This is a genomic window from uncultured Shimia sp. (genome assembly GCF_913054185.1).
Lineage (GTDB): Bacteria > Pseudomonadota > Alphaproteobacteria > Rhodobacterales > Rhodobacteraceae > Shimia.
In genome coordinates this window covers 53,238-77,568 of the sequence record NZ_CAJXIV010000004.1, presented here as the reverse complement: position 1 = coordinate 77,568, position 24,331 = coordinate 53,238, and the positions used below count along the sequence as shown (strand labels likewise).

Here is a 24,331-nt window from a genome sequence, read left to right as displayed (position 1 = left end):
CGGTATGGCTTAACTGTCTGACACACCAGCTTCGGCAAAGGTGGCCATGCCGGAATGCGTGGCCACAGCCGCCTTCAGGATGCAAATCGCCACAGCCGCACCAGAGCCTTCTCCCAGACGCATGTTCAGAGATAGGATTGGCTCCTTGCCAAGCTGCGCCAAAAGCGCCGGATGGGCGCTTTCCGCGCTCACATGGCCTGCAATGACGTGATCCAGTGCGTCATCCACTTCTTCACCCAATGCTGCTGCTGCGGCCGTAGCGATAAAGCCGTCCAGGATCACCGGAATGCGCATGACACGTGCGCGGGCCATTGCCCCAACCATGCCGGCCAGCTCGCGCCCGCCAAGGCAGCGCAGTGCTTCCAAACCCATCGGCGAGTTGTTCGCCGTCACACCTTCGCGCACCACGCGCGCCTTTGTGGCCAATCCGGCCTCATCCACGCCAGTCCCGCGCCCAACCCACTCTTCAGCCTCACCGGCATAAAGCGCGTGTGCAATCGCTGCTGCGCTGGTGGTGTTGCCAATGCCCATTTCGCCTACGACCAAAAGATCGGTGGTGTCATTCACCGCGTTCCAGCCCGCCTGCAAGGCAGCGACAACTTCGGCTTCACTCATCGCAGGTCCTTGGGTGAAATCTGCTGTTGGCGTGTCCAGATCCAGCGCGATTACGTCCAAGTCCGCGCCCGCCAGTTTGCTCAGCTGATTGATCGCCGCACCACCATGTTCGAAGTTCATCACCATCTGAGCGGTCACTTCGGCTGGAAACGCCGACACGCCCTGCGCAGTTACTCCGTGGTTGCCTGCAAAAATGATCACTTGAGGCGCATCGATGCTGGGCCGTGGATTGCCACGCCATCCTGCATACCAGATTGCCATGTCTTCCAGTCGACCCAACGCGCCGGGCGGCTTGGTCAATTGCCCATTGCGAGCCTCGGCCTCACCCAAAGCTGTTTGATCCACACCGGGGGCTGCCGCCAAAAGCGTTGTAAACTCTGCCAAAGAGGTGAATTCTGCGGACATTGGCCGGGCTCCTGTTGAATTTTTAACGTTAGCGCTGTTTACCTCATATCCAGCCCCCGGCAAGTGAGGAAAAAGACGCAGGTATGGCCAGTTCCGACACGTCACCGTTTCGCCCCCGCGACATCAACACCGCTTTGGCGCTTCTCACGCGCCTGCCGGTGAAGGCGGATTTTTCGCGCGGGGCTCGCGCGGCTTGGGCGTATAGCCTTGCTGGGGCCGCGCTGGCTCTACTGGCGGCGCTGCCCACTGCCGCGTTGCTCTTCATCGGATTGCCCCCTGTATTGGCGGCCGTGGTCTGGCTCACCGCCATGGTGGTGATGAGCGGCGCGATGCACGAAGATGGATTGGCCGACACCGCAGATGGCTTCTGGGGCGGCTGGGACAAGGCACGGCGCCTAGAGATCATGCGCGACAGCCATATTGGCGCGTACGGGGTCATTGCCCTGTGCCTGTCCATCGCTGCCCGCTGGGGCGCAATCGCGATCCTGCTCGAAGCAGATGTCTGGCTGTTTGGCTTACTGGCTGTGGCCATGCTCTCACGCGCCAATATGACACTGGTGATGGCGGCCCTGCCCCATGCCCGCAGCGATGGCTTGAGCCATTCGCAAGGCCGTGCACCACGCACCGGCGCGCTCACAGGCTTTGCATTGGCAAGTGTGACGGCCTTTGGCTGTGTCGGTGTGCCGGGTGTGATCCTCACGGGCGTGGCCTTTGTTATGGCGGCGCTGTGCTCCGCCACGGCCAAGATGAAAATTGGCGGTCAAACCGGCGACGTGCTGGGCGCAACTCAGCAAATAACCGAAATCACCCTGCTGTTCACATTGGTGATTTTGGCCCAGTATTTTTAAGCGCCATCGGTCTCGATACAAATCGTTGTGCCACAATGTTTGCAATGCACCGCGTCGGGATCATGGCGCAGCAAACCGCAGCTTTCGCATTTGTGCCGCACTTTCTGCGGTTTGATGATCGCCTGCGCCAGTTGCACAAAAAGCGCCACGCCCCCCACCATAATGCAGATGGAAAACAGTTTGCCGCCAGCGCTGTCCAAGGTGATGTCGCCATAGCCGGTGGTCGTCAGGGTCGCCACGGTGAAATACATCGCATCAATGAAAGGCGTGGCTGTGGTCTCTTTGTCGATGAAAAACACCAGCGAGGACGCTGACGTTACCATGACAAAGACAAACAGATTGATGGTGGCGATCACCGCATCCTCATGGGTGCGGAACCAGCGGCTGTCGCGCCGCAGATCATAGAGCAAATGATAGGAATGGATCAGACGCAATCCCCGCAACACCCGCAGGAAAGCCAAATCCCCAGGGAGCCAGGGATCAATAAACAGAGAGCCAATCACTACCACATCGGCAAGGGTGTAAATGCGTGTGAGGAAAAACCTGCGGTCTTCCGCCACCCACCAACGGGCCACCAGATCTAGGCAAATAATCACCCCGGTCACACGACTGGCAAGGATCAGGCCCGCCCCATAGGGAACATGCGCGGTGGCGATGAAAAACAGAATGGTGACAAAATCAAAGATGATCAGCGCATAGCGGAATTTCACCGCATCTGGCGTGTGAGCAGTATATAGCCGCTCAACTGTCGCTTTGAGGTTTTCCATGTACTGCCTCCCTTACCGGCAGTAAACGCCAACAAGGGTTTCCAAGCAACTGTTTGATAGGCCACAAAAAAGGGACCGCACCCTTTGGTGCGATCCCTTCCAGAAACATGCGAAACGCTTAGGCGGCGGCAGGTGCGCGCGAGACCAGAACGTCGTCGATTTTCTTTGCGGCAGCAGCTTCGTCGCCATCCGCAACAGCAGCCACTTCGCGGGTCAGACGCTCCAACGCAGCTTCATAAAGCTGACGCTCAGAGTAGCTCTGTTCACGCTGATCATCGGTGCGGTGCAGATCGCGCACAACTTCGGCAATGGCAATCAGATCCCCAGAGTTGATCTTCTGCTCATATTCCTGCGCACGGCGGGACCACATGGCGCGTTTGACCTTGGCTTTACCCTTCAGGGTTCTCATCGCCTGTTCAATCACGTCCGGGCTGCTCAGACCACGCATGCCAATCTCGGTGGCTTTGTTGGTTGGCACCCGCAGGGTCATTTTGTCTTTTTCAAACGAGATCACAAAAAGCTCCAGCTGCATGCCTGCAACTTCCTGCTCTTCGATGGAAATGATTTGCCCCACACCATGTGCCGGATAGACAACAAATTCGTTCGGGCTGAACTCGTTTTTCTTGGATTTGCTCATGCAGTACTTCCTTTGTGAGCCCCCATCATGCCAGACGACAAATTTTCGCTCGGGAAAGGGTGTTTCCCGATACGGAATGTCCTCTGGTAGAAAAAGCCACCCTCAGCAAATGCGGGGATGGCTCTCAGGCAGTTATGTCCTCTGTGACAACAATATAACACAAAAACCGCCCCCTTTAAAGCGCAGGAGGCCTCAAAAGGTGTTTTGTGCTCGGTTTTCAGTCCCTTGAGGCTGAAAGGTACAGCTTGGACAGCCGTCTTGTCCCATTTTCAGGCCGAATCAGCCGGTATTAAAACCTTAGCCGCCTTCGCCTGGTGCTTCGGAGAAATATTTCTCCATTTTTCCACTTTCGCCATCCCGCTCTTCTGCCTCGGGCAATTGGTCTTTCTTAGTGATGATGACCGGCCACAATTCGGAATATTTCCGGTTGAACTCGACCCATTTTTCCATGTCTGGCTCGGTGTCCGGACGGATCGCATCCGCAGGACATTCCGGCTCACAAACACCACAGTCGATGCACTCGTCCGGATGGATCACAAGGAAGTTTTCGCCCTCATAGAAACAGTCCACCGGGCAGACTTCGACACAGTCGGTGTATTTGCAGGCGACGCAGTTTTCAGTAACGACGTAGGTCATGGCTTAGGTCTTTCACATCAGCTTTGACGAACTGCCTAAAACAGAGCGGCTTAATCTTCAAGCCGCGAAGACTTCATAAGATCGAGATTGCGGCGATCACGCTTGGTTGGACGCCCTTTTCCGTCTGAGCCCGGGCTCTTGGGAACAGGTTTCTCCTCAGGCGTCAAATCTTCATATAATGTTTGCGCTTCCGGCGCTGGACCACGTCTTTCGCCAAGCGCAGCCACCTTGATCTCCCGTACACGTTTGGCCTGTGGAAAGGTCAAAACGTCACCAATTGTCACACCGTGACTGGCTTTGCCGATCTTTTGTCCATTTACGCGAAGACGTCCGCCAGTGATGACTTTGGCCGACAGGCCACGGGTCTTAAAGAACCGCGCCTGCCATAGCCATTTGTCAGCCCGAAGTTTGGGCGACGGAGTGTTGGAAGACAGAGCGCTCACGCGCTCAGCCTTTGTCTTTCAGCCCCATAAGTGCCGCAGCAAAGGGGTTGTCCGGGTCAATCGCCTTCTCCTTTTTCGGAGGACGGGCCTGGAACTGTTTTGGACCGTTGTCGCGACGTGGGCCTTTGCCTTTTGGCTTGCCCCCTTTGCCGCGCGGCTTGTCGCCTTGACGGTCATTGCGACCCTGGCCGCCTTGACCTTGACCACCACCACGGCGCTGTTGGTTGCGGTTGCCACCCTGGCGGCCGGACCAAGTGAAGGTGTAGAACACTTCCACTTCAGGTTCCGCGGTCTCAGGGGCTGGCGCAGATTCAGCCTCGACCTCCACCACAGGCGCCCCCTCGGCAGTTGTTTCTTCTGCAGGTGCTTCAGGTGCCGCATCCGTTTCAGGAGCAGCGTCATCTGCCGCAACAGCGTCTGTAGCCTCAGCTTCCGCAGGAGCATCCACAGCTGCCGTTTCTTCCGCCGGAGTCGCCTCAGGCGCGGCTTTCACCTTTGCTCGTTCAGCTTTTGCCGCTGCATATCCGAGGCCCTGCATCAGATCAGCAAACTGTTCCAGCGTCATGCCTGTGATCGACAACATGTCCGCTTTGGCTTCAAAGCCCCCGCGGCTGTCTTCGGCGCGCAGCATATCGGCCAAACGTTCCAGCATGTCGATACGGATTGCCCGCTCACCAGCAGCGCGATAGCCAGACATGGCGTAGTAGCCACGTGGCGCTTCCTTGATGGTTGGCACTGTGACCAAACCGGGAGGCGGCGATTCAGGGAAGTCCTGCAAGCCTTGCGCCAAAGACCACAACACCAAACGCAAGCGGGTTGGTGCGGGCTTGAGCAGCAGCGGCATAAAGATGGTGAACTGACCAAAGCGGATGCCGTGCTTGCGCAAGGAACCACGGGCGTCCTGATCCAGTTCTTTCACTTCGGTGGCCACATCGCCACGCGGAATGATGCCAAGGTTTTCAACCATGCGGAAGGCAAAGCCACGGGCAAGGCCGTTCAACTCTTCGTCTTTGCCCAGGTTCAGCAGAGGCTCAAACAAAGCTGCGATCTTGCGATCGATAAAGTGCTGGAGGCGACGTTCCACCTTCTGCGCCACTTCTGTGCCCGCTTCTTCGTCGACAAAAACATCGATCATTGGCTTAAGAGGCTCGGCCCCGGCAACCAATTTGCCAACCGCGTGCTCGCCCCACATGAGGCCGCCCTGTTCGGTAAAGTCGATTTCCGTATCTGGCGCGTTGTAAAACCGATCCGCGCGCAAATGGAACTGCGGCGCCAACGCCTGCAAGCTCGCTGCCTTTAGCGTCTTGGCTTCCTGTCCGCTGGCTTCTTTGTCCGCACTAAAACGGAACCCTTCAAGACGACCGACGAATTCACCTTCGACGGTCACCTCACCTTTATCATTCACTTCGGCCAAAAGGGCCTCCTTCTGTTTGAGCCGGCGCATCAAAACCGATGTGCGCCGATCCACAAATCTTTGAGTTAGACGCTCATGCAAAGCATCTGATAGGCGATCTTCTACCGCGCGGGTTTCGCCACGCCAATGGTTTTCGTCACTTACCCAGTTTTTACGTTGTGCGACATATGTCCACGTGCGGATAAACGCCAGACGTTTTGACAGTGTGTCAATGTCGCCATCCGCCCGATCCAGCCGCTTCACTTGCCGCGCCAGCCAATCATCCGGCACCCGCCCGCCTTGATGCAAGTACCCAAAGATGTTTTCGATCAGCTGGGCATGTTCCGCGTGGCTGATGCCCCGGAAATCCGGAATGCGACATACATCCCATAGAAGCTTCACAGACGCGCCATCACTGGCCCGCGCAGCAACTTCCGCTTCATTGGCCACGGTTTTTAGCGCCCGCAGATCGTCTGCCTCGCGGGCTTTCATCAGCAGTTCATCTTCTGAACCCACCTCAAGCGAACGGATCAGCGCATCCACCGTGCCAAACTGCAGCGCCGGATTGCGCCAATTCAATTTACGCACTGGCGTAAAGCGGTGTTCCATAATGGCTTCCGCCACACCTTCATCCATCGGTGGCGCTTCGCCGGTCACACCAAAGGTGCCATGGCTCATGCCGCGCCCTGCCCGCCCCGCAATCTGCGCCAGCTCGTTGGGCGCCAGAGGCCGCATACGCCGCCCGTCAAACTTGGTGGTCGACGCAAACGCCACGTGATCAATGTCGAGGTTAAGCCCCATGCCAATGGCGTCAGTCGCCACAAGGAAATCTACGTCGCCGTTCTGATAGAGCTCCACCTGCGCGTTGCGGGTGCGCGGACTCAGCGCGCCCATCACAACAGCAGCCCCACCTTTCTGGCGGCGGATCAATTCGGCAATCGCGTAGACATTATCAACTGAAAACCCAACAATTGCGGACCGCGGCTGCATCCGGCTGATCTTACGACTGCCAGAATAGCTCAACGTCGACATGCGCTCGCGCCGCATAAACTGTGCCTCAGGCACCAGTTCCGCTATGGTGCCGCGCATGGTGTCGCTGCCCAAAAACAACGTCTCATGGGTGCCGCGCATCCGCAATAGCCGGTCCGTGAACACATGGCCACGCTCGGGGTCAGCGCACAGCTGGATTTCGTCAATTGCGACAAAATCCGCGCCCAGCCCCTCGGGCATCGCCTCAACTGTGGCCACCCAATACTGGGCACGCGGGGGCACAATGCGCTCTTCACCGGTGACCAAAGCCACCACCGACGGGCCGCGTGCCGCTACAATGCGGTCATAAACCTCACGCGCCAAAAGCCGCAGTGGCAGGCCAATCACCCCAGTGCGATAGCCCAGCATCCGCTCAATAGCATAATGAGTTTTGCCTGTGTTGGTGGGGCCCAACACTGCCGTGATCTGCCGATAGTCGGCCATCTGTTCGCCCCGCCTGGCTAAAAGTTACGGCTCAGAGATCTTGCCCGCGCACCAATGGCGCGAGTCGATCCAAAGCTTCTGTTAGGCCCGCCTGATGGGGATGTATAGCCTGCACCTGCTGATACGCCTCATAGGCGTCTTTGGGTTTGCCAATCTCATCCAGCATGATGGCCAAGCCCATAACCGCATCAAAATGTCTCGGGTTGAGCGCAATCACATGCTCCAGATCACTCAAAGCCGGTCCATAAAGGTCCAATGCATAATAGGCCCGCGCCCGCTCCGCCCAGCCTTGGGCAAACTCCGGCGCGTGATCAACCAGAGCTGTTGCGTGTTCCACCGCAGCTTCCATCTCAGAGACCTCGATGGCTTTGCGCGTGCGCCGCAGCAGGAAATCCGCCGAAGCTGACCCGGAGGCATCCCATAGATGGCGAATTTGCCCAGCCAATTGTTCCGCCCGCCCGGCATCCGCCACCGCCAGCTCTGCCATCATGCGCGACAATTCGCTGTCCGCCGCAATTTCAGCCGCGTCATTTTCTTGAGAAATCGCAACTGATGGTTGAAATGCCGTGACACACAGCACAAATGCCGCAACGGTAGGTTTGAGAAGATGTCGTAAGTTGACCATAACGTAAATCAATGTAGCCCGTGTGCGTGTGATTCCCAACATGTGCACAAGAATTTGAAGGATCAAGCAGATGAGCGATATCATTTCCGCCGCAGTGGCAGCCCTGACCGAGAAACTTGGTGGCGAAGCCTTTGATGGCTCTGCAAAATTTGCCATTGAAGGCGAAGGCGCCATCATCATCGACACTGACGGCGTACGTGCCGGCGACGACGAGACCGACGTGACCATGACCGCAGACGCTGACACCTTCCAGGCGATTCTCGACGGTGAGTTGAACCCAACGGCAGCCTTTATGTCTGGCAAACTGGCCATTGACGGTGACATGGGCGCGGCGATGAAGCTCGGCGGCGTGCTGGCCTGATGACCTTGCAGAGCGCGCCTTTTTATCACGACGTCGCCGAAGGTCCACAGGCCAATGCCTATTGGGTCACGGCGGATGACGGGGTGCGCCTGCGCTTTGCCCATTGGCCTTTGGAAAATGCCAAAGGCACGGTGCTGCTGTTTCCGGGCCGCACGGAATATGTGGAAAAATATGGCCGCGCTGCCGCGGATTTTGCGGCGCGTGGCTACGCCATGATTGCCATCGATTGGCGCGGCCAAGGGCTGGCGGATCGCATGGTCGAGCCCCGCTACGTGGGCTATGTCGAGACCTTCTCGGATTTCCAACGCGATGTGGCGGCGGTGCTTGCTGCCCTGACCGAACTAGACTTGCCGCAGCCCTGGCACCTGCTTGGGCACTCTATGGGCGGCTGCATCGGCCTGCGTGCACTGCACGAAAGCCTGCCCGTCAAAACCGCGTCATTCTCCGCCCCGATGTGGGGCATTGGCTTGGCACCGCACCTGCGCGCCGCCGCATGGACAATCGGCGCACTGAGCAAGCCATTTGGCTTTGGCGGGCGACTGTCTCCAATGACCTCACCAGTGACCTTGGTGTTGGATCAACCGTTTGACGACAACACGCTGACCAAAGACCCAGACATGTACGCCTATATGCAGCGCCAGATGACGGACCAACCGGATCTCGCGCTGGCGGGGCCTGCAATCAATTGGGTCTTTGAGGCCCTTAAAGAATGCCGAGATCTACGCGCGCAGACGTCACCCAATATCCCCTGCCTGACTTTTCTCGGCAGTGACGAACGCATTGTGCACACCGGCGCAGTCCTTGATCGCATGGCCCGCTGGCCAAATGGCACACTGGACCTCATCAAAGACGGCGAACATGAGGTGATGATGGAGGTGCCAGAAACCCGCACCCACATCTTCGATGCCTGTGCTGCCTTTTACGACACACACAGCGCTTAGCTTTCTCTTTCCCAAAATACCTCGGGGCGTGTGAGGGGCTGGCCCCTCACAAATCTTTGCTTGCGGGCGTCACCCGTCGCGCATCACCCGCTGACGTTGCTTGCCCAAGCCTTCGATGCTCAACTCCATCACATCTCCCGCTTGCAAAAAGCGCGGCGGCTTGAACCCCATGCCCACACCCGGCGGCGTTCCGGTGGCAATCACATCGCCGGGGTGCAGGGTCATCATCTCGCTCAGGTAAGAAATAATCTCAGCCACGCCAAACACCATGGAGGCTGTGTTCCCCGTCTGCGCCCGCGCGCCATTCACATCCAGCGTCAAACCTAGGTCCTGCACGTCCCCCAGCTCATCCGGCGTCACCAGCCACGGCCCCAATGGCCCAAAACTGTCGCAGCTTTTGCCTTTGGTCCACTGACCGCCACGCTCAATTTGGTAACTGCGCTCTGAGACGTCATTGGCAATGGTGTACCCCGCCACATGGCTGAGCGCGTCGTCTTTGGAGACATATTTGGCGGCTTTGCCAATCACCACAGCCAGCTCTACTTCCCAATCACTTTTCTCGGACCCACGCGGCAGGATCACCGGATCATCGGGCCCCACAATCGCACTGGTGGCTTTCATAAACAGAATGGGTTCTTTTGGAACCTCCAGCCCAGCCTCTTTGGCGTGGTCAGAATAATTCAAACCAATACCCAAGAATTTGCCCACATGTCCGACAGGAGCACCCAGGCGCAGTTCCCCTTCGGCCAAGGGCAAGCTCTCCGGATCCACATCTGGCAGGTTCGCCAGCACGTCACCTGCCAAATCCGCCACCTCACCGGACAAATCCCGCACCTGCCCCGTTTTGTCTAATACGCCGGGCTTTTCCGCACCGCGCTCGCCATACCGCACAAACCGCATCTGATCCTCCGCCTTTGATGAACTTGCATGCTCCCGCGCCGCGCTTACAAGTGCAACCCCCTCTTGAACCTCCCCCCCGCCTCTGCCTATCTGATCTGCAACAGATTTCTGAACAAAGGCCGCTTCCATGCTGAACCTTCCCTTCCCCGTCCGTGATGCCAATGCCTCCTCCGGTGCCAACGCGTTTGGCGACCTGCCAGAGTGGGATCTGAGCGATCTCTATACCGGTGACGATGCACCAGAACTGAAAGCCGACCTTGAGTGGCTCGAAGGCGAATGTGCCGCCTTTGCAAGCGACTACGAAGGCAAGCTGGCCAATCTTTCCGCCGCTGATCTGCTGACCTGCGTGCAGCGCAATGAGAAAATCTCGCAAGTGTCCGGCCGCATCATGTCTTACGCTGGTCTGCGGTATTACCAACTCACCACCGATGCTGAGCGCGCACAGTTCATGGCCAACATGCAGGAGAAACTGACAAACTTCTCCACGCCGCTGGTGTTTTTCACTCTGGAATTGAACCGCCTCGAAGATGACAAGCTGACCGCAGCCTTTGCAGAAAACGCCGACCTGGCACGTTACGAGCCGGTCTTCCGCCGCATCCGCGCAATGAAGCCGCACCAGCTGTCTGATGAGTTGGAAAAATTTTTGCACGACCTTGGTGTGGTTGGCGACGCATGGGAGCGCCTGTTTGACGAAACCATTGCGGGCCTGACCTTTGACATTGAGGGCGAAGAGCTCAACATCGAAGGCACGCTCAACTTCCTGACCGATCCAGACCGCGCCAAACGCGAGACTGCTGCGCGCGAAGTGGCGCGGGTGCTGGGCGAAAACGTGAAAATCTTTTCACGGGTGCACAACACCGCCACCAAGGAAAAAGAGGTGGTCGACCGCTGGCGCAACATGCCCACCGCACAAACCGGCCGTCACCTGTCCAACGATGTTGAACCCGAGGTGGTTGAGGCACTGCGCGACGCCGTAGTGGCCGCCTACCCCAAGCTTTCCCATCGTTACTACGAGCTGAAGCGCAAGTGGCTGGGTCTAGACGTGATGCAGGTCTGGGATCGCAACGCGCCGCTGCCGATGGAAGACCCCACCACCGTGGATTGGGACACCGCCCAAAAGACCGTGATGGACGCCTACAACGCTTTTGATCCGCGCATGGGGGAATTGGCCGAGCCGTTCTTTAGCAAAGGCTGGATCGACGCGGGTGTGAAACCCGGCAAAGCCCCCGGCGCTTTTGCCCACCCCACCGTGACCAATGTGCATCCCTATGTGATGTTGAACTACCTTGGCAAACCACGCGACGTGATGACTTTGGCGCACGAGTTGGGTCACGGCGTGCACCAGGTATTGGCTGCAGACCAAGGCGAGATGTTGTCCTCCACTCCGCTGACACTGGCAGAAACCGCCTCTGTGTTTGGCGAAATGCTGACTTTCCGCGCCATGCTGGACAAAGCTGAAACCCAGGAGCAGCGCAAAATCCTGCTCGCGGGTAAGGTTGAGGACATGATCAACACCGTGGTGCGCCAAATTGCGTTCTACGATTTTGAATGCAAACTGCACGCCGCCCGCCGCGAAAGTGAGCTGACGCCAGAAGACATCAACGCGCTGTGGATGTCGGTGCAGGCTGAAAGCCTCGGCGAGGCGTTTGAGTATATGGACGGATACGAGACCTTCTGGGCCTACATCCCGCACTTTGTACACTCACCGTTCTACGTCTACGCCTATGCCTTTGGCGACGGCCTCGTGAATGCGCTTTATGCGGTTTACGCCGAGGGCGACGAAGGCTTTGAGGACAAATACTTCGAAATGCTCAAGGCGGGCGGCTCCAAGCACCACTCCGAACTGCTGGCGCCGTTTGGTTTGGATGCCTCCGATCCGAAGTTCTGGGACAAGGGTCTGAGCATGATTTCGTCAATGATCGACGAGCTTGAGGCGATGGAGTGACGAAGTCTTATGTGAAACGCTACCAGGAAGGAGAGCATGAACAAGTTTGGCGCGAGTTGGACTTTTTTCTCCTTCCAATCAAAGAACAGTTTGAACATGGACAGGGTGCCCATCCCGGAGTGGAAGAATCCCACGAAATCATCACACTGACCTTTGAAAGAGTCGCGCGAAACGTGGACCGGCTGGCGTCGCGGCTGCGCGACATTGGCTACCAATTTGCCTGCGAGGCAGAGGCGAAATCCCCGCGTCCCCCGCGCAGGCCGGCGCTCGCAGCTGCAAAACTGGCCCGCACCAACACTCTTGAGCGATTTGACGACCTTGAAGTGACCGGCAGTGGCCCCTTTCCCATTGCCCTCTCACTGTTTGCGGAGCTGGTTGGCAGCGTCGACCTTCGGCAGCATGTGACCGACGATCAACTCGACGAGCCCTTGGACCCTATTCTGAAAACACTTGGTGATTGGGACCCTCTGGAAGTTAATTTTGACTTTCTGCAATACGAGATCGGAGAGGAAGAAGCAGAGCTGCTTCCGCTGCCGGAAGGTGGCCTTGCTTTACAACCCGCCTTCGCAGGAAGTTTTGAACACAAAGCCAACATCAGTGGTGCGTGGAACCCGAACCTGCGTCTCCCGAGTTATCGGGTGGATCCAATGGTGTTTGCTGAAGGCATCGCGCTCCCTTTCACGACGTATCTACGCAAAACCTTCGCGAGAGGCGGATTTTTTGGGACGCCGCGTCCATTTTTTCGAGCCAGAAGTTTTGGTGATAAATCGGGCTATTACCTGAGTGAGAATAAGTGGCCCAAGTTGAACGAAGTAGAACCGGGCATCTTCCTGCCCGAGCACAAATCGTTCGCCAAACTTGCGCAAGATCTGGAAGCATTTTGAGCGGGTGGTCTCGTAATTGGGAGCGCTCCCCGGTCAAAAACCACCTTCAAACAGTACTCCATGACGACCGCGCCATCGCGCAGTCGTCATAGAGTGTTTGATTAGGCAGCCGCCGCAGCCTTGCCCCAGCTTTTGATGTGCTCCGCCACGGTGGACAGAGTGACATCAAAGGTCTCCTCAATCTGCCGTGTATCAATGCACATGTCGTCATCGCCCATCTTGGCCAAAGCACCATACATGTCGGTCAGCATGTGCCCCATGCCCGGGTTGCCAAAGGCTTCCGCCACCTGCGCGCCCAAGGCTTCAGGAGACTGCGGGGCAAAGGACACCGATTGATCCACCCAGCCAGACAACAACTCGGCCAATTGCCTACCGGTCAGTGGAGCAGGTGTGCCAATTTCAAAGTGCTGCCCGGCCAAATCTGGGCGGGTCAAAGCCGCCACCGCCACGCGGGCCTGGTCAAAATGCGAGGTCCATGTGACCTTCATTGTATCCGGAAGCGGAGGGTAATCCAGCACACCTTCGGTTTTGAGCTGAGGTGTCAGGAACCCGGGCAGCAGGTTTTCCAGATAGATTGTGGGTTGCAACACAATCGACGGAATACCACTGTTCAAAACCGCCATCATGCCGCCGGTGGTGGCATCAATCATCATCGAAGATGGATAGCGGTCCCCTGTTGTGCCGCCGGTTGTAAACACCAACAGCGGCAAGCCAACTTGATGCGCCGCAGTGAAAAACGCGGTCATCCATGTTTGTGGGTCTTCTGGTGTGGCTGGCGCTGGTAAGTGCAGGAATGCCGCATCCACACCGTCCAAGGCGCGGGCGATGGCGTCGACATCATCCAATGTGGCCGCATAGGCCTGTGCCTCGGCATGCATTTCCGAGACTTTGGTCACGTCGCGTGCAACAGCGCGGACAGTCAGGCCCTTAGCCAAGGCTTCTTGTACAACTGGGGCGCCTTGCGCTCCGGTGGCGCCAAAAATAGCAACGGTCTGGTTCATAGTGGTTCTCCGTGATACGGTGGTTACTGTTGAGAACCACACTTAGGAGATCCGATTTGGACGCAAAAGGAGGCACTAATTCATTGGATAGGCACACAGAAGTAACCCCCTCTGACATTCAGGAGATGAACGACGGTGTGGACGCCTGGGTCGCCAATGACTTCAGCGGCACCTGCCCGGTGCGCGATGTTCTGGATCGCGTTGGCGACAAATGGAGCGTGCTGGTGGTGTTGCGACTGGGGCGCGGGCCAGAGCGGTTTCGTGCTCTCTTGCGCGCGGTGGCGGGCATTTCGCAACGCATGTTGACCGTCACTCTGCGCGGATTGGAGCGCGATGGCCTGGTGCACCGCGAAGTCTTTGACACCCGTCCGCCGTCCGTGGAGTACAGCCTCACCCCATTGGGCCACTCGCTTTTGGGACACATCACTGGGTTGGCCAACTGGGCAGTCGCGCACGAAGCAGACATCCATCAAGCGCAAAAAACCTACGCGCAAAAGCAAGGCTGATGGCGCTGTGCGCGCCCAACACTTGCTATCTGGATTGAACGCGCCCATGTATTTCACAACTCACAGGTGAGAATGGGAGGAATACAGCGTGACCGAGAAAGGAATAGACCCCAATCGCGTGCGGCGTGTCCGCCGGATCATCATTGCCTACCCATTTGCCCTGATTGCTGCAGCCGTGCTGCTCAACTGGCTGCTCGGCGTCGTGCCCGCTGTCCCGGCATTGCCGTCAAAATCGCTTCTGATCGCCCTCACCATCAGTGCCATGATGTTGCTCGCCAACCATGTCTGGCTGATGACCAGCACCGAACTCACGCGCCTAAAACACGGGTTGCAGGCCACACCTGAAGAATGGGCCAAGGCGGGAAAACTGGAAACTGACGCGGACCCAACGGGTGTCCGTGAAGTAAAACGCCACCACGACGCCCACAACAACGCATCAGAGAACACGCTCTACTTCGCTGTGCTTGCCCCGGCGATGATGTTGATTTCGCCCACAGAAAGCCTGGCGTCCCTTTGGATGATTGGATTTGCCCTTGGCCGGCTGGGTCACGCGTATTGCTATCTCAATGGCAAAGACGGTCTACGCGGCATCTTTATGAGCGTTAGCCTGGTTGCTCTGTTTGGCATGGCCAGCTACTTGGCAATGAGTCTGCTCTCTCAATAGATAAATAGGAAGCCAAGCCGCTCCGAACTTAGATCTCTCGCGACGCCAGACGCCACCACATATTCACGACAGGCTACTAGGACATCCCGTGCGCCCCATACTTCTGCCCCTTATTGTGACCACCCTCCTCACGACACAATCATACGCTGCGGAGACCACGATTGAGGGACGTTGGCAGTGTTCGGACAAGAGTGTGGACGGCGCGTTGCACATCAATTTGAACTTCAGAGCCGATGGTCAACTGGACACACGTTTGGAACTGGTCTTTGAAGAAGACGGCCTCGAAATACGCGGCGTCGTTCAAACGCGCAGCACCTATGAGCTTTTGTCGTCTGGCATTCTGAAGGACAAAACCACTCAGAAGGAGCTGATCTCGCTCACCGCAGATGGGTATGACATCAAGAACCACCCGGACGCCAAAGAGCTACGAGTTTACCTGCTGGCCGAAGATGACACTCCCACCAACGTTGTGGATCTGACAAAAAATAAGATGGTTCTGACGTCTAACGGCGAAACCATTTCTTGCAATCGAACCCGCGGCTGAGGCCTCAATATGCCCCCATCGCGACACCTGCGGCCAACGCCGCACCCAGCTCTGAACAACGCGCCAACTCCGCAGCGCCAATCACTTTCTCCGCCAAAATCTCGTCCTGCGTTTGCGCGTGGGTGCAAACAATCAATGGCGGCTGCACCTCTTTGAGCCGCCATCCAGTGGCTATTCGCGCCAACTGCCGCGCCGCCCCCTGCCCGTCTGATCCCGCACAAATCATCTGCGCATACGGTCGCCCCTCGATCTGCCCCAATACAGGGTAATAACAGCGATCAAAGAACTCTTTCATCGCGCCTGATAGGGCCGCAAGGTTCTCCGGCGCGCAAAACAAATAGCCGTTCGCCGCGAGCACATCCGCGGGCAACGCCTCTTCTGCCCGCAAAAGCAGTGCATCGCCCTCAGTCTGCGCGGCCTCATAGGCCGCCTGAGCCATCTGCTGGCTCCCCCCAGTGCGGGAATGATAGACAATCAAAACCTGCGCCATGTCTGCCCCTCGGCCGTTTCTTCCCGACCACCTTACCCGCGCACCCCAAGCCAAAACAATCACACTCAACGATTGAAGCCCTCCGCCGCCTGCTCTACGCTTTGTGGTAGTTGTTTCTGCGTTGGTTTTGCGCTTGTTTTGTCCAAAGGAGACCCGATATGAAAGCCATTGTTGCCGCCGCGCTGGTGCTGCTTTCCGCGCCCCTTAGTTCCGCGCAATCTATCCACGGCACCTGGACTTGTGTGCGATCAACCGCTGACAACGATGCCATCTCCAATGTGACGTTTTCCGAAAGCGGCCGCCTTGATGCATTGGTGAACATCGCCTTCCTGGGTCTGGACCAAGAGGTCGTCGCCCAAGCCCGCTATCGCTCTGACTACCAGCTGATCAACGGCACGCTCAGCGACACGCCGGTCTCTGCCTACGTCAGCAAGCTCTCTATCGACGGTCAGGACGGCCGCCGCAGTGAACACGCCGAAACCCTGCGCCAAGCGCTGTTGGAAGACAGCGAGGCCAGCGCCAGTGTCACCTTTACGTCTGAAAACTACATGATCCTGTCCGCCGACAAGGTGCCCATCAACTGCGTGCGCATGTAAGCCCAGGCCCTATTTCATCAAGTCGCCAACAATACCCACCGCATCCACCACCGTGGAGAGGTCATCGGAGACCTCCAAAATCTCATTATCCACGCGGATATAGCGGTTGCCTTTGCCCGGTGCTTTCAGGTTCCAGTCAGCCAAATCACCAATGTCGTCCCACTTCAAATCCGTCGGCAGTTTGGCGCCTCGGGTGTAGCGTTTGATCTGCCCCGGCGGGATGGCTTTGCCATTACCGTTACCTTTCCCCGGCTTGTCGATCTTCACCTTCTTGCTATTGCCCTGACCACCTTTGTCTTTTGCCATGGCCATATCAGCTGCAAACAAGCTCACGGATACCGCAAGGGCCGCTGTCAAAACGTGCTTCAAAATCATCCTATGTCCTCTTAACAGGCTCTAATGCTAAGAACACTGACACGATTGACCCCAATCTCAAAGCCCGACCTCTAGCGCACGCAACAATCCGCTCTCGTCACGTCAGGCTTTGACAATTGCGTCCTTGCTCCTAGGCTGCGACCAAACACACGCATTGGGGGAGAGAACATGCGCACGTTGGGGAAATGGTTGGGCCGGTTTCTGCTCATTGTGATTGTGGCTGTGGTTGCCTTTTTGGTTGTGGCACCGGGACACGTGGAAAAATCGCGCAACACCGTGAAGGACCATGCCCCCTATGAGGTCAGTGACGCCGCCAAAGACCTGCACGCCAGCCTCACCGTGGGCGACTGGCATGCCGACACGTTGCTGTGGAAGCGTGACCCGCTGGAATTGGCCAATCGCGGGCAGGTCGACCTGCCCCGCCTGATCGAAGGCAACGTCGCGGTGCAAGTGTTCACCGCTGTGACCAAATCCCCGGCGGGTCAGAACTACGACAGCAACTCGGCAGACGCGCGCGACAACATCACGCTTCTGGCGGTGGGTCAGATGTGGCCGCCCCGCACCTGGGACAGCATTTTTGAGCGTGCGGTTTATCAGGCCGAACGCCTGCACAAGGCAGAGGCTGACTCAGAGGGCAAACTGCGTATCGTGCGCACCAAAGCCGAGCTCGACGCTGTGCTGGCGGATCGTGCCGCAGGAAAAACAGTGGTCGCGGGCATGTTGGGCATCGAAGGCGCCCACCCGCTGGAAGGCAACCTCGACAACCTGCAAAAGCTGCAAGACGTTGGCTACCGCGTGATTGGCTTGCAGCATTTCTTTGACAACGCCCTTGGCGGCTCGCTGCATGGCATTGGCAACAAAGGTCTGACCGAGTTTGGCCGCGAGGTGGTGAAAGCTGTGGAAGCACGCAATCTGGTGATCGACGTGGCCCACTCCAGCCCACAGGTGGCGCGCGAGGTGATCGAGATGACCAACATGCCAATGATCGTCAGCCACACCGGCATCTACGGCAACTGCCCGGTGAAACGGAACTACGAAGACGACCTGATGCAGGCGATTGTGCAAAACGGCATGGACCAGGGCGGCGGCGTGGTTGGCATCGGCTATTGGGCGGATGTGACCTGTGACGACAGCCCGGCGGGCGTGGCCAAAACCGTAAAAGCGGCGGTGGACCTTCTGGGCGAAAACCACGTGTCCTTGGGCTCGGATTTTGACGGCTCCGTGGGCACGGCGTTTGACACGTCTGAGCTGGCGGCCTTGACCCAAGCGCTGATGGACGCTGGGTTGAGCGAAGCGCAAATTCGCAAAGTCATGGGCGAGAACATGCTGCGGGTTCTGCGGGCGCGATTGCAGTGATAAAAAATGACCACCCAATGTTGTCGGGGCCTTTCCAAAGTGTTCCGACAACAGGATGCCGCGACGGCGCGCATCAAGCTACGAACACAAAGCCATTTACGAGGGCTGACTTTCCTGGCGAATGCCAAGTCATTGTAAGCGCCAAGAAAAAGTAGACTTTGGAGCACAAAAGTACGATAATCGTACTGCACACCATTCATGCTCTAGTCATTTTGAAACCAACCACGCCAGAACTTCTAGAGGTTTCCCAAGGTTCGCGGAATGCAGACGACATACATCCTGAACCCAGAAAATCAAATTACCCGGACTGAAGGTCCGTGGGATGAATTTGCGTTGCAAAACGATGGAACGGAAGCAGTCGAGGACAAGGTCGTTGGACATTCCATCTGGAACTTCACAGTTGGCTTTGAAGTTCAGAGTTTCCTAAATGCGGTCTTTTTCTTTGTTCGACGCTCTGGTGCTGTGTTCGAAACAAAATACAGATGTGATAGCAGCGACATTCAACGCCTCTTTTCAATGACTGTAAGCCCGATCGGCGGTGGAGGCGTCAGAGTCGATCACGAGCTATTACAAAAGTCTGAACTGCAACCAGCGGGGAAACTCGCAGTTCTCGAGCACCATCGCTGCTTCAACCGCTGCTCCATGTGCTGCCACTTCAAGGTCGGGGACGAATGGATAGACCCTTTCGCCCACCCCGAAGAAGCCTTTTTCCCCAAAAGTTATACCATTTGTCCGAGCTGCAAGGATTCAGCACGTGAGAGCCTCGGCATCATAATCGACTTTCCCAGACATTCTCGCTCAGAGTAAATACAGCGTTCGCGGGAACTCATTGACTTGGATCCGCGCTAGCAAAGTGCACTGTCGTTCTGTCTCAGGCATTACACTCAAGTCTTTCGCGTGGCCTTCTTCTCCCACAAACAAGGCGGCCCAAAGGCCACCTTTCTTGTCTCTCTCAACAGCTGTTATTAGCCGTCGAAATCAACCTGCTCGGTGATTTTCAGTGCTTGGGAGCGATGACCGGCGAGGGTCATCAGGTTCACGTCGTCTGCGGTGAACTCACCCCAGCCTTGAACCAGCGCGTCAGCTTCGGTGCCCGGTGCAATTGGGTACTCGTAGTTGGCTTTGGCGTAGATTTCCTGCGCTTTTGGCGACGCCAGGAATTCCATCATTTTGATGGCGTTTTCTTTGTTTGGTGCGGATTTGGTCAGCGCCACACCAGACACGTTCACGTGGGTGCCTGCGTTTTCAAAGGTTGGGAACACGATGCGCACGCTGTCGGCCCATTCTTTCTGCTCTTCGTCGTTGAGCATTTTACCCATGTAGTAGGTGTTGCCCACGGAGATGTCACATTCGCCAGCCCAGATCGCTTTGACCTGTGCGCGGTCATTGCCCTGTGGTTTGCGGGCGAGGTTGGCTTTTACGCCTTCCAGCCATGTCTTCGCACCTTCTTCGCCGTGATGCTCAATCATGGCAGAGGTCAGTGCCACGTTATAGGCGTTGGTGCCGGAACGGGTACAAATGCGACCCGCCCACTTTGGGTCAGCCAGATCTTCGTAGGTGGTGACTTCGCCGTCTGCAACGCGGTCTTTGGACGCGTACACGATGCGTGCGCGGGTGGTCAGACCAAACCAGTGGTTCTCTGGGTCACGGTACTGCGCTGGCACGTTTTTGTTGATGCTTTCGCTGACAACTGGCTGAGTCAGGCCTGCGTTCACAACACCGGCCAGACGCGAGATATCCACGGTCAGAACCATGTCCGCAGGGGAACGGTCGCCTTCCGCTTCCAGACGCTCGATCATACCTTTTTTCAGGTAAGCCACGTTCACTTTGATGCCGGTTTCGGCGGTGAAGGCATCGGTCAGCGGCTTGATCAGCTCAGGCTGGCGATAGGAATAAACGTTGACTTCGTCAGCCATTACAGGCGCAGCAACAGCTGCGGCGGCGGCAAAGAAGATCGACGTGGAAAAAGCTTTGGTCATGTCATCACTCACGGTGGAACGGTTTCGATGTCGCAGCTTTAATCCGAGTTTTTTAATCAGGTCAATACCTGAATGATTTATTCAGGATTACTTTTCCGTGCTTTCTCCTCAGCTTTCACCTCATCCCACAGCGCATCCATCTCTTCCAAATCACTCTCTTGAGGCGTCTTTCCACGGGCTTTCAGCTTGGCTTCAACGCCCTCAAAACGCCTGACAAACTTGGCGTTTGTGGCGCGTAGCGCCGCTTCCGGTTCAATCTTCAGATGACGCGCCAAGTTGGCGATCACAAACAGCATGTCGCCAAACTCTTCCTCAACTTCTGCCTGCGTCAGCTTGTCTCGGGCTTCGGCCAACTCACCAGCCTCCTCGACAATCTTGTCCACCACTTGCGAGATATCCGGCCAGTCAAACCCCACACGCGCGGCGCGGTTCTGCAGTTTCACCGCCCGCAACAAGGCTGGCAATCCCAGCGCCACGCCGTCCAACGTGCCTTGCTGCGCCTTCCCTGCCCGCTCCTCCGCCTTCACGGTTTCCCAATCGCGGATCTGCTGCTCTGCTGATTTGTCGCGATTTTCGTCGCCAAACACATGTGGATGGCGCGCCACCATCTTGTCCGACATGGTGTCCGCCACCTCATCAAAGGTGAACAGGCCCCGCTCAGAAGCCATCTGTGCATGAAACACTGATTGGAACAGCAAATCGCCCAGCTCACCTTTCAACTCACCCCAGGCCCCGCGCTCAATCGCATCCGCCACTTCATAGGCTTCCTCGATGGTGTAAGGCGCGATGGTCGCAAAATCCTGCTCAATATCCCACGGACACCCGGTCTCCGGATCGCGCAATCGGCGCATAATTTCCAAAAGACGCGGCAATCCGCCGTTGGGATTGAGGATAAGAGGATCTTCGGCCATTGCGTCATGCTCCGGAATTTGCTTTTGATGTTAATGAACGACCATTCAGAGAAGGTGTCCACCCATGCCTGTAGTTAACCGTATTGCCGATTTTGCCGACGAAATGAAGGGCTGGCGGCGTCACCTGCACGCCCATCCCGAACTTGAGTTCAATTGCCATGAGACCGCCGCCTTTGTGGTGCAGCGTCTCAAAGAGTTCGGTGTTGATGAAATCCACGAGGGCATCGCCACATCTGGCGTTGTCGCGATCATCAACGGCCAAGGCGACGGACCCACTATTGGCCTGCGCGCGGACATGGACGCGCTGCCGATGGATGAAATCACTGGCGCGGACTATGCCAGCACTGTTGCGGGCAAAATGCACGCCTGCGGCCATGACGGCCACACCACCATGCTGCTGGGCGCCGCGAAATACCTCACGGAGACTCGCAAGTTCGCTGGCCGTGTGGCGCTGATCTTCCAGCCAGCTGAAGAAGATGGTGGCGGTGCAGGTGTCATGGTCGAAGAAGGCGTCATGGACACCTTTGGTGTGAAGGACGTTTATGCCATCCACAACGTGCCTGGCCTGCCCCTTGGCGAGTTCCACACCACGCCCGGCCCGATCATGGCGGCGGTGGACAGTTTCACCATTCGCCTTCAAGGCAAAGGTGGCCATGGTGCATACCCACAAGACACAGTTGATCCGGTGGTGGCCGCCGTTGCCATGGTCAACGCCATCCAAACCATCGTCAGCCGCAACCACGACACGCGCAACGAATGTGTTGTCTCCGTCACCCAAATCCACGCAGGCTCCGCCGACAACGTGATCCCTGATGGCGGCTTCATCAACGGCACCATCCGCACCTTTGACAAAGAGGTGCAGGCGATGATTCACCACCGTTTGAAAGAAATCACCACAGGCACCGCCGCCGCTTACGGTCTCGAAGCAGTGCTCGACATCGACATCGGCTACCCCGCCACCGTCAACCACGAGACACAAACCGCCTTTGCCGCCGATGTAGCGCGTGACATTGCCGGTGATGTGGCTGTGAATGCGGATCAGGGCATGGAAATGGGCGCAGAGGATTTCTCCTACATGTTGGAATCCCGCCCTGGTGCCTACCTGTTCCTGGGCGCAGGCGAAGGCGCTGGCCTGCACCATCCGGCGTTTGATTTTAACGACGACATCTCTCCGATCGGCGCCTCATTCTTTGCGCGTCTGGTGGAAACAGCGCAGCCGCTGTAGGCAATTTTCGGGCGGTCTTGGCACAAGATCGCCCGCACATCGTCTTCAGGCTTGACCTTTCTGTTAGATTTGCGAAATTTGATCAAATTCTGCAGGAAGGACTCGCCCGTGGCTCTGGAAGACGCAAAAACCCATGTTGATATGGCCTTCACCCGCGATAACCCGCGCGGTTTGAGCTTTGAAAACACCTTTGGCGGGGCCACCTCGTTCCTGCGCCGCCGCTATTCCAAAGACCTGACTGGCGTGGACATCGCCGTGACCGGCATCCCGTTTGATCAGGCCGTGACCAACCGCCCCGGCACCCGCCTTGGCCCGCGTGCCATCCGCGAGGCCAGCGCCATTCAGGCGTTTGATCCGCCCTACGGCTGGGGCTATGACCCAATGAGCGAATTGAATATCGTTGACTACGGCGATGTGGCCTTTGACTACGCCCGCGTGGCCGACTTCCCCGAGGCGCTGACCAACCACATTCGCGGCATTCTTGCGGGCGGCGCGGCCAGCATCGCTTTGGGTGGCGATCACTACATCACCTACCCAATCCTCAAAGCCTACGCTGAAAAATTTGGCCCACTGAGTCTGTTGCAATTTGACGCCCACACAGACACCTGGGCGGACGACGAACCAGACCGCATTGATCATGGCACTATGTTTTATAAGGCGGTGAAGGACGGTCTGATCGACCCCAAACGCTCTGTGCAAGTGGGCATCCGCACAGAGAACCCGGACACGTTGGGTTTCAACATCATTGACGCCCGCGAAGTGCATGAGACCGGCCCCTTAGCTGTGGCACAGAAAATCCGCGACATCCTTGGCGACCACCCAACCTACCTAACGTTTGATATTGATGGTCTGGACCCGGCCTTTGCGCCAGGCACCGGAACGCCAGTCTGGGGCGGTCTAACCAGTGGCCAGGCCAGCATCATCCTGCGCGACATTGCCGGTATCAACCTTGTTGGCGGTGATGTGGTCGAGGTTTCCCCACCGTTTGACACCACAGGTGCAACGGCTATCGCCGGTGCACATATTGCGCTGGAACTGATCTGCCTGTGGGGATGGACGCGGCGTTAGTACGCACCCCTCTGGAAAATCACCAAACCACCGCATAAGTTGCAGGCGTCGGGCGATTTTCCGGCGTTCTCAAGCGTATGATTTCAGGTGTGCGGAACATGAATTTTCTCTGGCTCATTCCAATACTGGCTATCGGCTTTGCTCTTTACGTGCGTTTGGCGCCCAGCGATCCAGCCCGCTGGCACAAAGAACCTCAAGTCGCTCATGACAGCGACACCGAGAACTCAGCACGCCGTCTTGTTATGTCTGGCCGCGACGGCCTAGCTCGCTTTCATCAGGTGGCTGTCGGCACACCACGCACAACCGTGCTTGAAGGCTCCGTGGAACACGGCATGGTCACTTATGTGACCCGCTCCAACCTCATGGCCTACCCCGACTACACCACCGCTTATCAGGACGGCGACATGCTCAAAATCTACGGTCGCTCACGATTTGGACGCAAGGATTTTGGTGTGAACGCCGCCCGTGTCGAGGCTTGGATCGACGCTCTGTAACGGCGCGTCCAGACTTGAACTCAAACAGCCCGGCGAAATTTCCCGCCACATCGGTACGTTCAGCGACATCTGACATTGCGCCATGAACATGCGCCCATCCACCTGCAAACAAATGGTCTCGCCAACCTCAATGCGCTGGCCTTGTTTGTCGGTGCAATAACAATCCACCGGCACGCCATTCATCATCCCATCAGCAGTCGCTGAGGTGGCCAGCAGAGCAAATATCAAAGTTAGGTGTCGCATATGCCC

28 protein-coding genes are annotated in these 24,331 nt (G+C 57.2%); 14 read left to right on the top strand and 14 right to left on the bottom strand.

The window, feature by feature from the left end:
• Positions 1 to 9: 9 nt before the first annotated feature.
• Positions 10 to 1,020, bottom strand: coding sequence for a nicotinate-nucleotide--dimethylbenzimidazole phosphoribosyltransferase (cobT, locus tag QZ517_RS01885; protein ID WP_294221160.1), 1,011 nt, complete (start codon positions 1,018 to 1,020; stop codon positions 10 to 12).
• Between the two features lie 83 nt (positions 1,021 to 1,103).
• Here cobT and cobS point away from each other — a divergent pair, with 83 nt between their 5' ends.
• A complete protein-coding gene (gene cobS, locus QZ517_RS01880; protein ID WP_294221156.1) occupies positions 1,104 to 1,868 on the top strand; it encodes an adenosylcobinamide-GDP ribazoletransferase in 765 nt (254 codons plus the stop codon).
• On the opposite strand, the gene QZ517_RS01875 is transcribed toward cobS, so the two are convergent.
• From QZ517_RS01875 to QZ517_RS01850, 6 genes are all read right to left on the bottom strand, one after another.
• Complete coding sequence (locus QZ517_RS01875) at positions 1,865 to 2,635, bottom strand: potassium channel family protein (protein WP_294221154.1); 771 nt, start codon at positions 2,633 to 2,635, stop codon at positions 1,865 to 1,867. The genes cobS and QZ517_RS01875 overlap by 4 nt on opposite strands.
• 118 nt (positions 2,636 to 2,753) lie before the next feature.
• Positions 2,754 to 3,272, bottom strand: coding sequence for a CarD family transcriptional regulator (locus tag QZ517_RS01870; RefSeq protein ID WP_294221152.1), 519 nt, complete (start codon positions 3,270 to 3,272; stop codon positions 2,754 to 2,756).
• A 297-nt stretch (positions 3,273 to 3,569) separates the two neighbouring features.
• Positions 3,570 to 3,908 (bottom strand): ferredoxin FdxA, encoded by a 339-nt coding sequence (gene fdxA / locus QZ517_RS01865; protein WP_164641880.1) that lies wholly within the window; start codon positions 3,906 to 3,908, stop codon positions 3,570 to 3,572.
• Positions 3,909 to 3,958: 50 nt separating this feature from the next.
• Positions 3,959 to 4,351 (bottom strand): RNA-binding S4 domain-containing protein, encoded by a 393-nt coding sequence (locus tag QZ517_RS01860; RefSeq protein ID WP_294221151.1) that lies wholly within the window; start codon positions 4,349 to 4,351, stop codon positions 3,959 to 3,961.
• A 4-nt stretch (positions 4,352 to 4,355) separates the two neighbouring features.
• On the bottom strand, positions 4,356 to 7,217 hold the full coding sequence (locus QZ517_RS01855) for a helicase-related protein (RefSeq protein WP_294221150.1): 2,862 nt from the start codon (positions 7,215 to 7,217) through the stop codon (positions 4,356 to 4,358).
• Between the two features lie 31 nt (positions 7,218 to 7,248).
• Positions 7,249 to 7,842, bottom strand: a complete 594-nt coding sequence (locus QZ517_RS01850) for a tetratricopeptide repeat protein (RefSeq protein ID WP_294221149.1) — start codon at positions 7,840 to 7,842, stop codon at positions 7,249 to 7,251.
• 70 nt (positions 7,843 to 7,912) lie between these two features.
• Between QZ517_RS01850 and QZ517_RS01845 the strand changes: the two genes are divergently transcribed.
• Both QZ517_RS01845 and QZ517_RS01840 read left to right on the top strand, forming a co-directional pair.
• Positions 7,913 to 8,203 carry an SCP2 sterol-binding domain-containing protein gene (locus QZ517_RS01845; protein WP_294221148.1) on the top strand — a complete coding sequence of 97 codons (291 nt, stop codon included), beginning with the start codon at positions 7,913 to 7,915 and terminating at the stop codon, positions 8,201 to 8,203.
• On the top strand, positions 8,203 to 9,144 hold the full coding sequence (locus tag QZ517_RS01840) for an alpha/beta hydrolase (RefSeq protein ID WP_294221147.1): 942 nt from the start codon (positions 8,203 to 8,205) through the stop codon (positions 9,142 to 9,144). The genes QZ517_RS01845 and QZ517_RS01840 overlap by 1 nt, the downstream gene beginning before the upstream one ends.
• A 69-nt stretch (positions 9,145 to 9,213) precedes the next feature.
• On the opposite strand, the gene QZ517_RS01835 is transcribed toward QZ517_RS01840, so the two are convergent.
• Positions 9,214 to 10,044, bottom strand: a complete 831-nt coding sequence (locus tag QZ517_RS01835) for a fumarylacetoacetate hydrolase family protein (RefSeq protein WP_294221146.1) — start codon at positions 10,042 to 10,044, stop codon at positions 9,214 to 9,216.
• 127 nt (positions 10,045 to 10,171) lie between these two features.
• Between QZ517_RS01835 and QZ517_RS01830 the strand changes: the two genes are divergently transcribed.
• Positions 10,172 to 11,989, top strand: coding sequence for a M3 family oligoendopeptidase (locus QZ517_RS01830; protein ID WP_294221144.1), 1,818 nt, complete (start codon positions 10,172 to 10,174; stop codon positions 11,987 to 11,989).
• Positions 11,986 to 12,873 carry a hypothetical protein gene (locus QZ517_RS01825; protein ID WP_294221142.1) on the top strand — a complete coding sequence of 296 codons (888 nt, stop codon included), beginning with the start codon at positions 11,986 to 11,988 and terminating at the stop codon, positions 12,871 to 12,873. The genes QZ517_RS01830 and QZ517_RS01825 overlap by 4 nt, the downstream gene beginning before the upstream one ends.
• Positions 12,874 to 12,974: 101 nt before the next feature.
• On the opposite strand, the gene QZ517_RS01820 is transcribed toward QZ517_RS01825, so the two are convergent.
• On the bottom strand, positions 12,975 to 13,874 hold the full coding sequence (locus QZ517_RS01820; RefSeq protein ID WP_294221140.1) for an NmrA family NAD(P)-binding protein: 900 nt from the start codon (positions 13,872 to 13,874) through the stop codon (positions 12,975 to 12,977).
• A gap of 56 nt (positions 13,875 to 13,930) precedes the next feature.
• Here QZ517_RS01820 and QZ517_RS01815 point away from each other — a divergent pair, with 56 nt between their 5' ends.
• The 3 genes from QZ517_RS01815 (at position 13,931) to QZ517_RS01805 (ending at position 15,588) form a co-directional block, all read left to right on the top strand.
• Positions 13,931 to 14,380, top strand: coding sequence for a helix-turn-helix domain-containing protein (locus tag QZ517_RS01815; RefSeq protein ID WP_294221137.1), 450 nt, complete (start codon positions 13,931 to 13,933; stop codon positions 14,378 to 14,380).
• A gap of 88 nt (positions 14,381 to 14,468) precedes the next feature.
• Entirely contained in the window at positions 14,469 to 15,044 is a 576-nt protein-coding gene (locus QZ517_RS01810; protein WP_294221135.1) for an MAPEG family protein, read from the top strand.
• 88 nt (positions 15,045 to 15,132) lie between these two features.
• Complete coding sequence (locus tag QZ517_RS01805) at positions 15,133 to 15,588, top strand: hypothetical protein (RefSeq protein ID WP_294221133.1); 456 nt, start codon at positions 15,133 to 15,135, stop codon at positions 15,586 to 15,588.
• Positions 15,589 to 15,592: 4 nt separating this feature from the next.
• Here QZ517_RS01805 and QZ517_RS01800 read toward each other — a convergent pair whose 3' ends face one another.
• Entirely contained in the window at positions 15,593 to 16,078 is a 486-nt protein-coding gene (locus tag QZ517_RS01800) for an NAD(P)H-dependent oxidoreductase (protein WP_294221129.1), read from the bottom strand.
• Between the two features lie 158 nt (positions 16,079 to 16,236).
• Here QZ517_RS01800 and QZ517_RS01795 point away from each other — a divergent pair, with 158 nt between their 5' ends.
• Positions 16,237 to 16,674, top strand: coding sequence for a hypothetical protein (locus QZ517_RS01795; protein WP_294221126.1), 438 nt, complete (start codon positions 16,237 to 16,239; stop codon positions 16,672 to 16,674).
• A gap of 9 nt (positions 16,675 to 16,683) precedes the next feature.
• Here QZ517_RS01795 and QZ517_RS01790 read toward each other — a convergent pair whose 3' ends face one another.
• Positions 16,684 to 17,049 (bottom strand): hypothetical protein, encoded by a 366-nt coding sequence (locus tag QZ517_RS01790; RefSeq protein ID WP_294221123.1) that lies wholly within the window; start codon positions 17,047 to 17,049, stop codon positions 16,684 to 16,686.
• Between the two features lie 168 nt (positions 17,050 to 17,217).
• On the opposite strand from QZ517_RS01790, the gene QZ517_RS01785 reads away from it, so the two are divergent.
• Complete coding sequence (locus QZ517_RS01785) at positions 17,218 to 18,405, top strand: membrane dipeptidase (RefSeq protein WP_294221120.1); 1,188 nt, start codon at positions 17,218 to 17,220, stop codon at positions 18,403 to 18,405.
• A gap of 261 nt (positions 18,406 to 18,666) precedes the next feature.
• Entirely contained in the window at positions 18,667 to 19,212 is a 546-nt protein-coding gene (locus QZ517_RS01780; protein WP_294221116.1) for a hypothetical protein, read from the top strand.
• A gap of 158 nt (positions 19,213 to 19,370) precedes the next feature.
• Here QZ517_RS01780 and QZ517_RS01775 read toward each other — a convergent pair whose 3' ends face one another.
• Together QZ517_RS01775 and mazG are read right to left on the bottom strand one after the other, a co-directional pair.
• Positions 19,371 to 20,321, bottom strand: a complete 951-nt coding sequence (locus QZ517_RS01775) for a Fe(3+) ABC transporter substrate-binding protein (protein ID WP_294221191.1) — start codon at positions 20,319 to 20,321, stop codon at positions 19,371 to 19,373.
• A gap of 140 nt (positions 20,322 to 20,461) precedes the next feature.
• Positions 20,462 to 21,295: a nucleoside triphosphate pyrophosphohydrolase gene (mazG, locus tag QZ517_RS01770; RefSeq protein WP_294221113.1), complete on the bottom strand. Its 834-nt coding sequence runs from the start codon at positions 21,293 to 21,295 to the stop codon at positions 20,462 to 20,464.
• Positions 21,296 to 21,359: 64 nt separating this feature from the next.
• Between mazG and QZ517_RS01765 the strand changes: the two genes are divergently transcribed.
• The 3 genes from QZ517_RS01765 to QZ517_RS01755 all read left to right on the top strand — a co-directional run bounded on the left by QZ517_RS01765 (position 21,360) and on the right by QZ517_RS01755 (position 24,082).
• On the top strand, positions 21,360 to 22,520 hold the full coding sequence (locus QZ517_RS01765; RefSeq protein ID WP_294221109.1) for a M20 aminoacylase family protein: 1,161 nt from the start codon (positions 21,360 to 21,362) through the stop codon (positions 22,518 to 22,520).
• Between the two features lie 108 nt (positions 22,521 to 22,628).
• Positions 22,629 to 23,588, top strand: coding sequence for an agmatinase (gene speB / locus QZ517_RS01760; protein ID WP_294221106.1), 960 nt, complete (start codon positions 22,629 to 22,631; stop codon positions 23,586 to 23,588).
• 98 nt (positions 23,589 to 23,686) lie between these two features.
• Complete coding sequence (locus QZ517_RS01755; RefSeq protein WP_294221102.1) at positions 23,687 to 24,082, top strand: DUF1499 domain-containing protein; 396 nt, start codon at positions 23,687 to 23,689, stop codon at positions 24,080 to 24,082.
• On the opposite strand, the gene QZ517_RS01750 is transcribed toward QZ517_RS01755, so the two are convergent.
• Positions 24,014 to 24,268: a hypothetical protein gene (locus QZ517_RS01750; protein WP_294221185.1), complete on the bottom strand. Its 255-nt coding sequence runs from the start codon at positions 24,266 to 24,268 to the stop codon at positions 24,014 to 24,016. The two genes, QZ517_RS01755 and QZ517_RS01750, sit on opposite strands and share 69 nt — an antisense overlap.
• Positions 24,269 to 24,331: the final 63 nt, after the last annotated feature.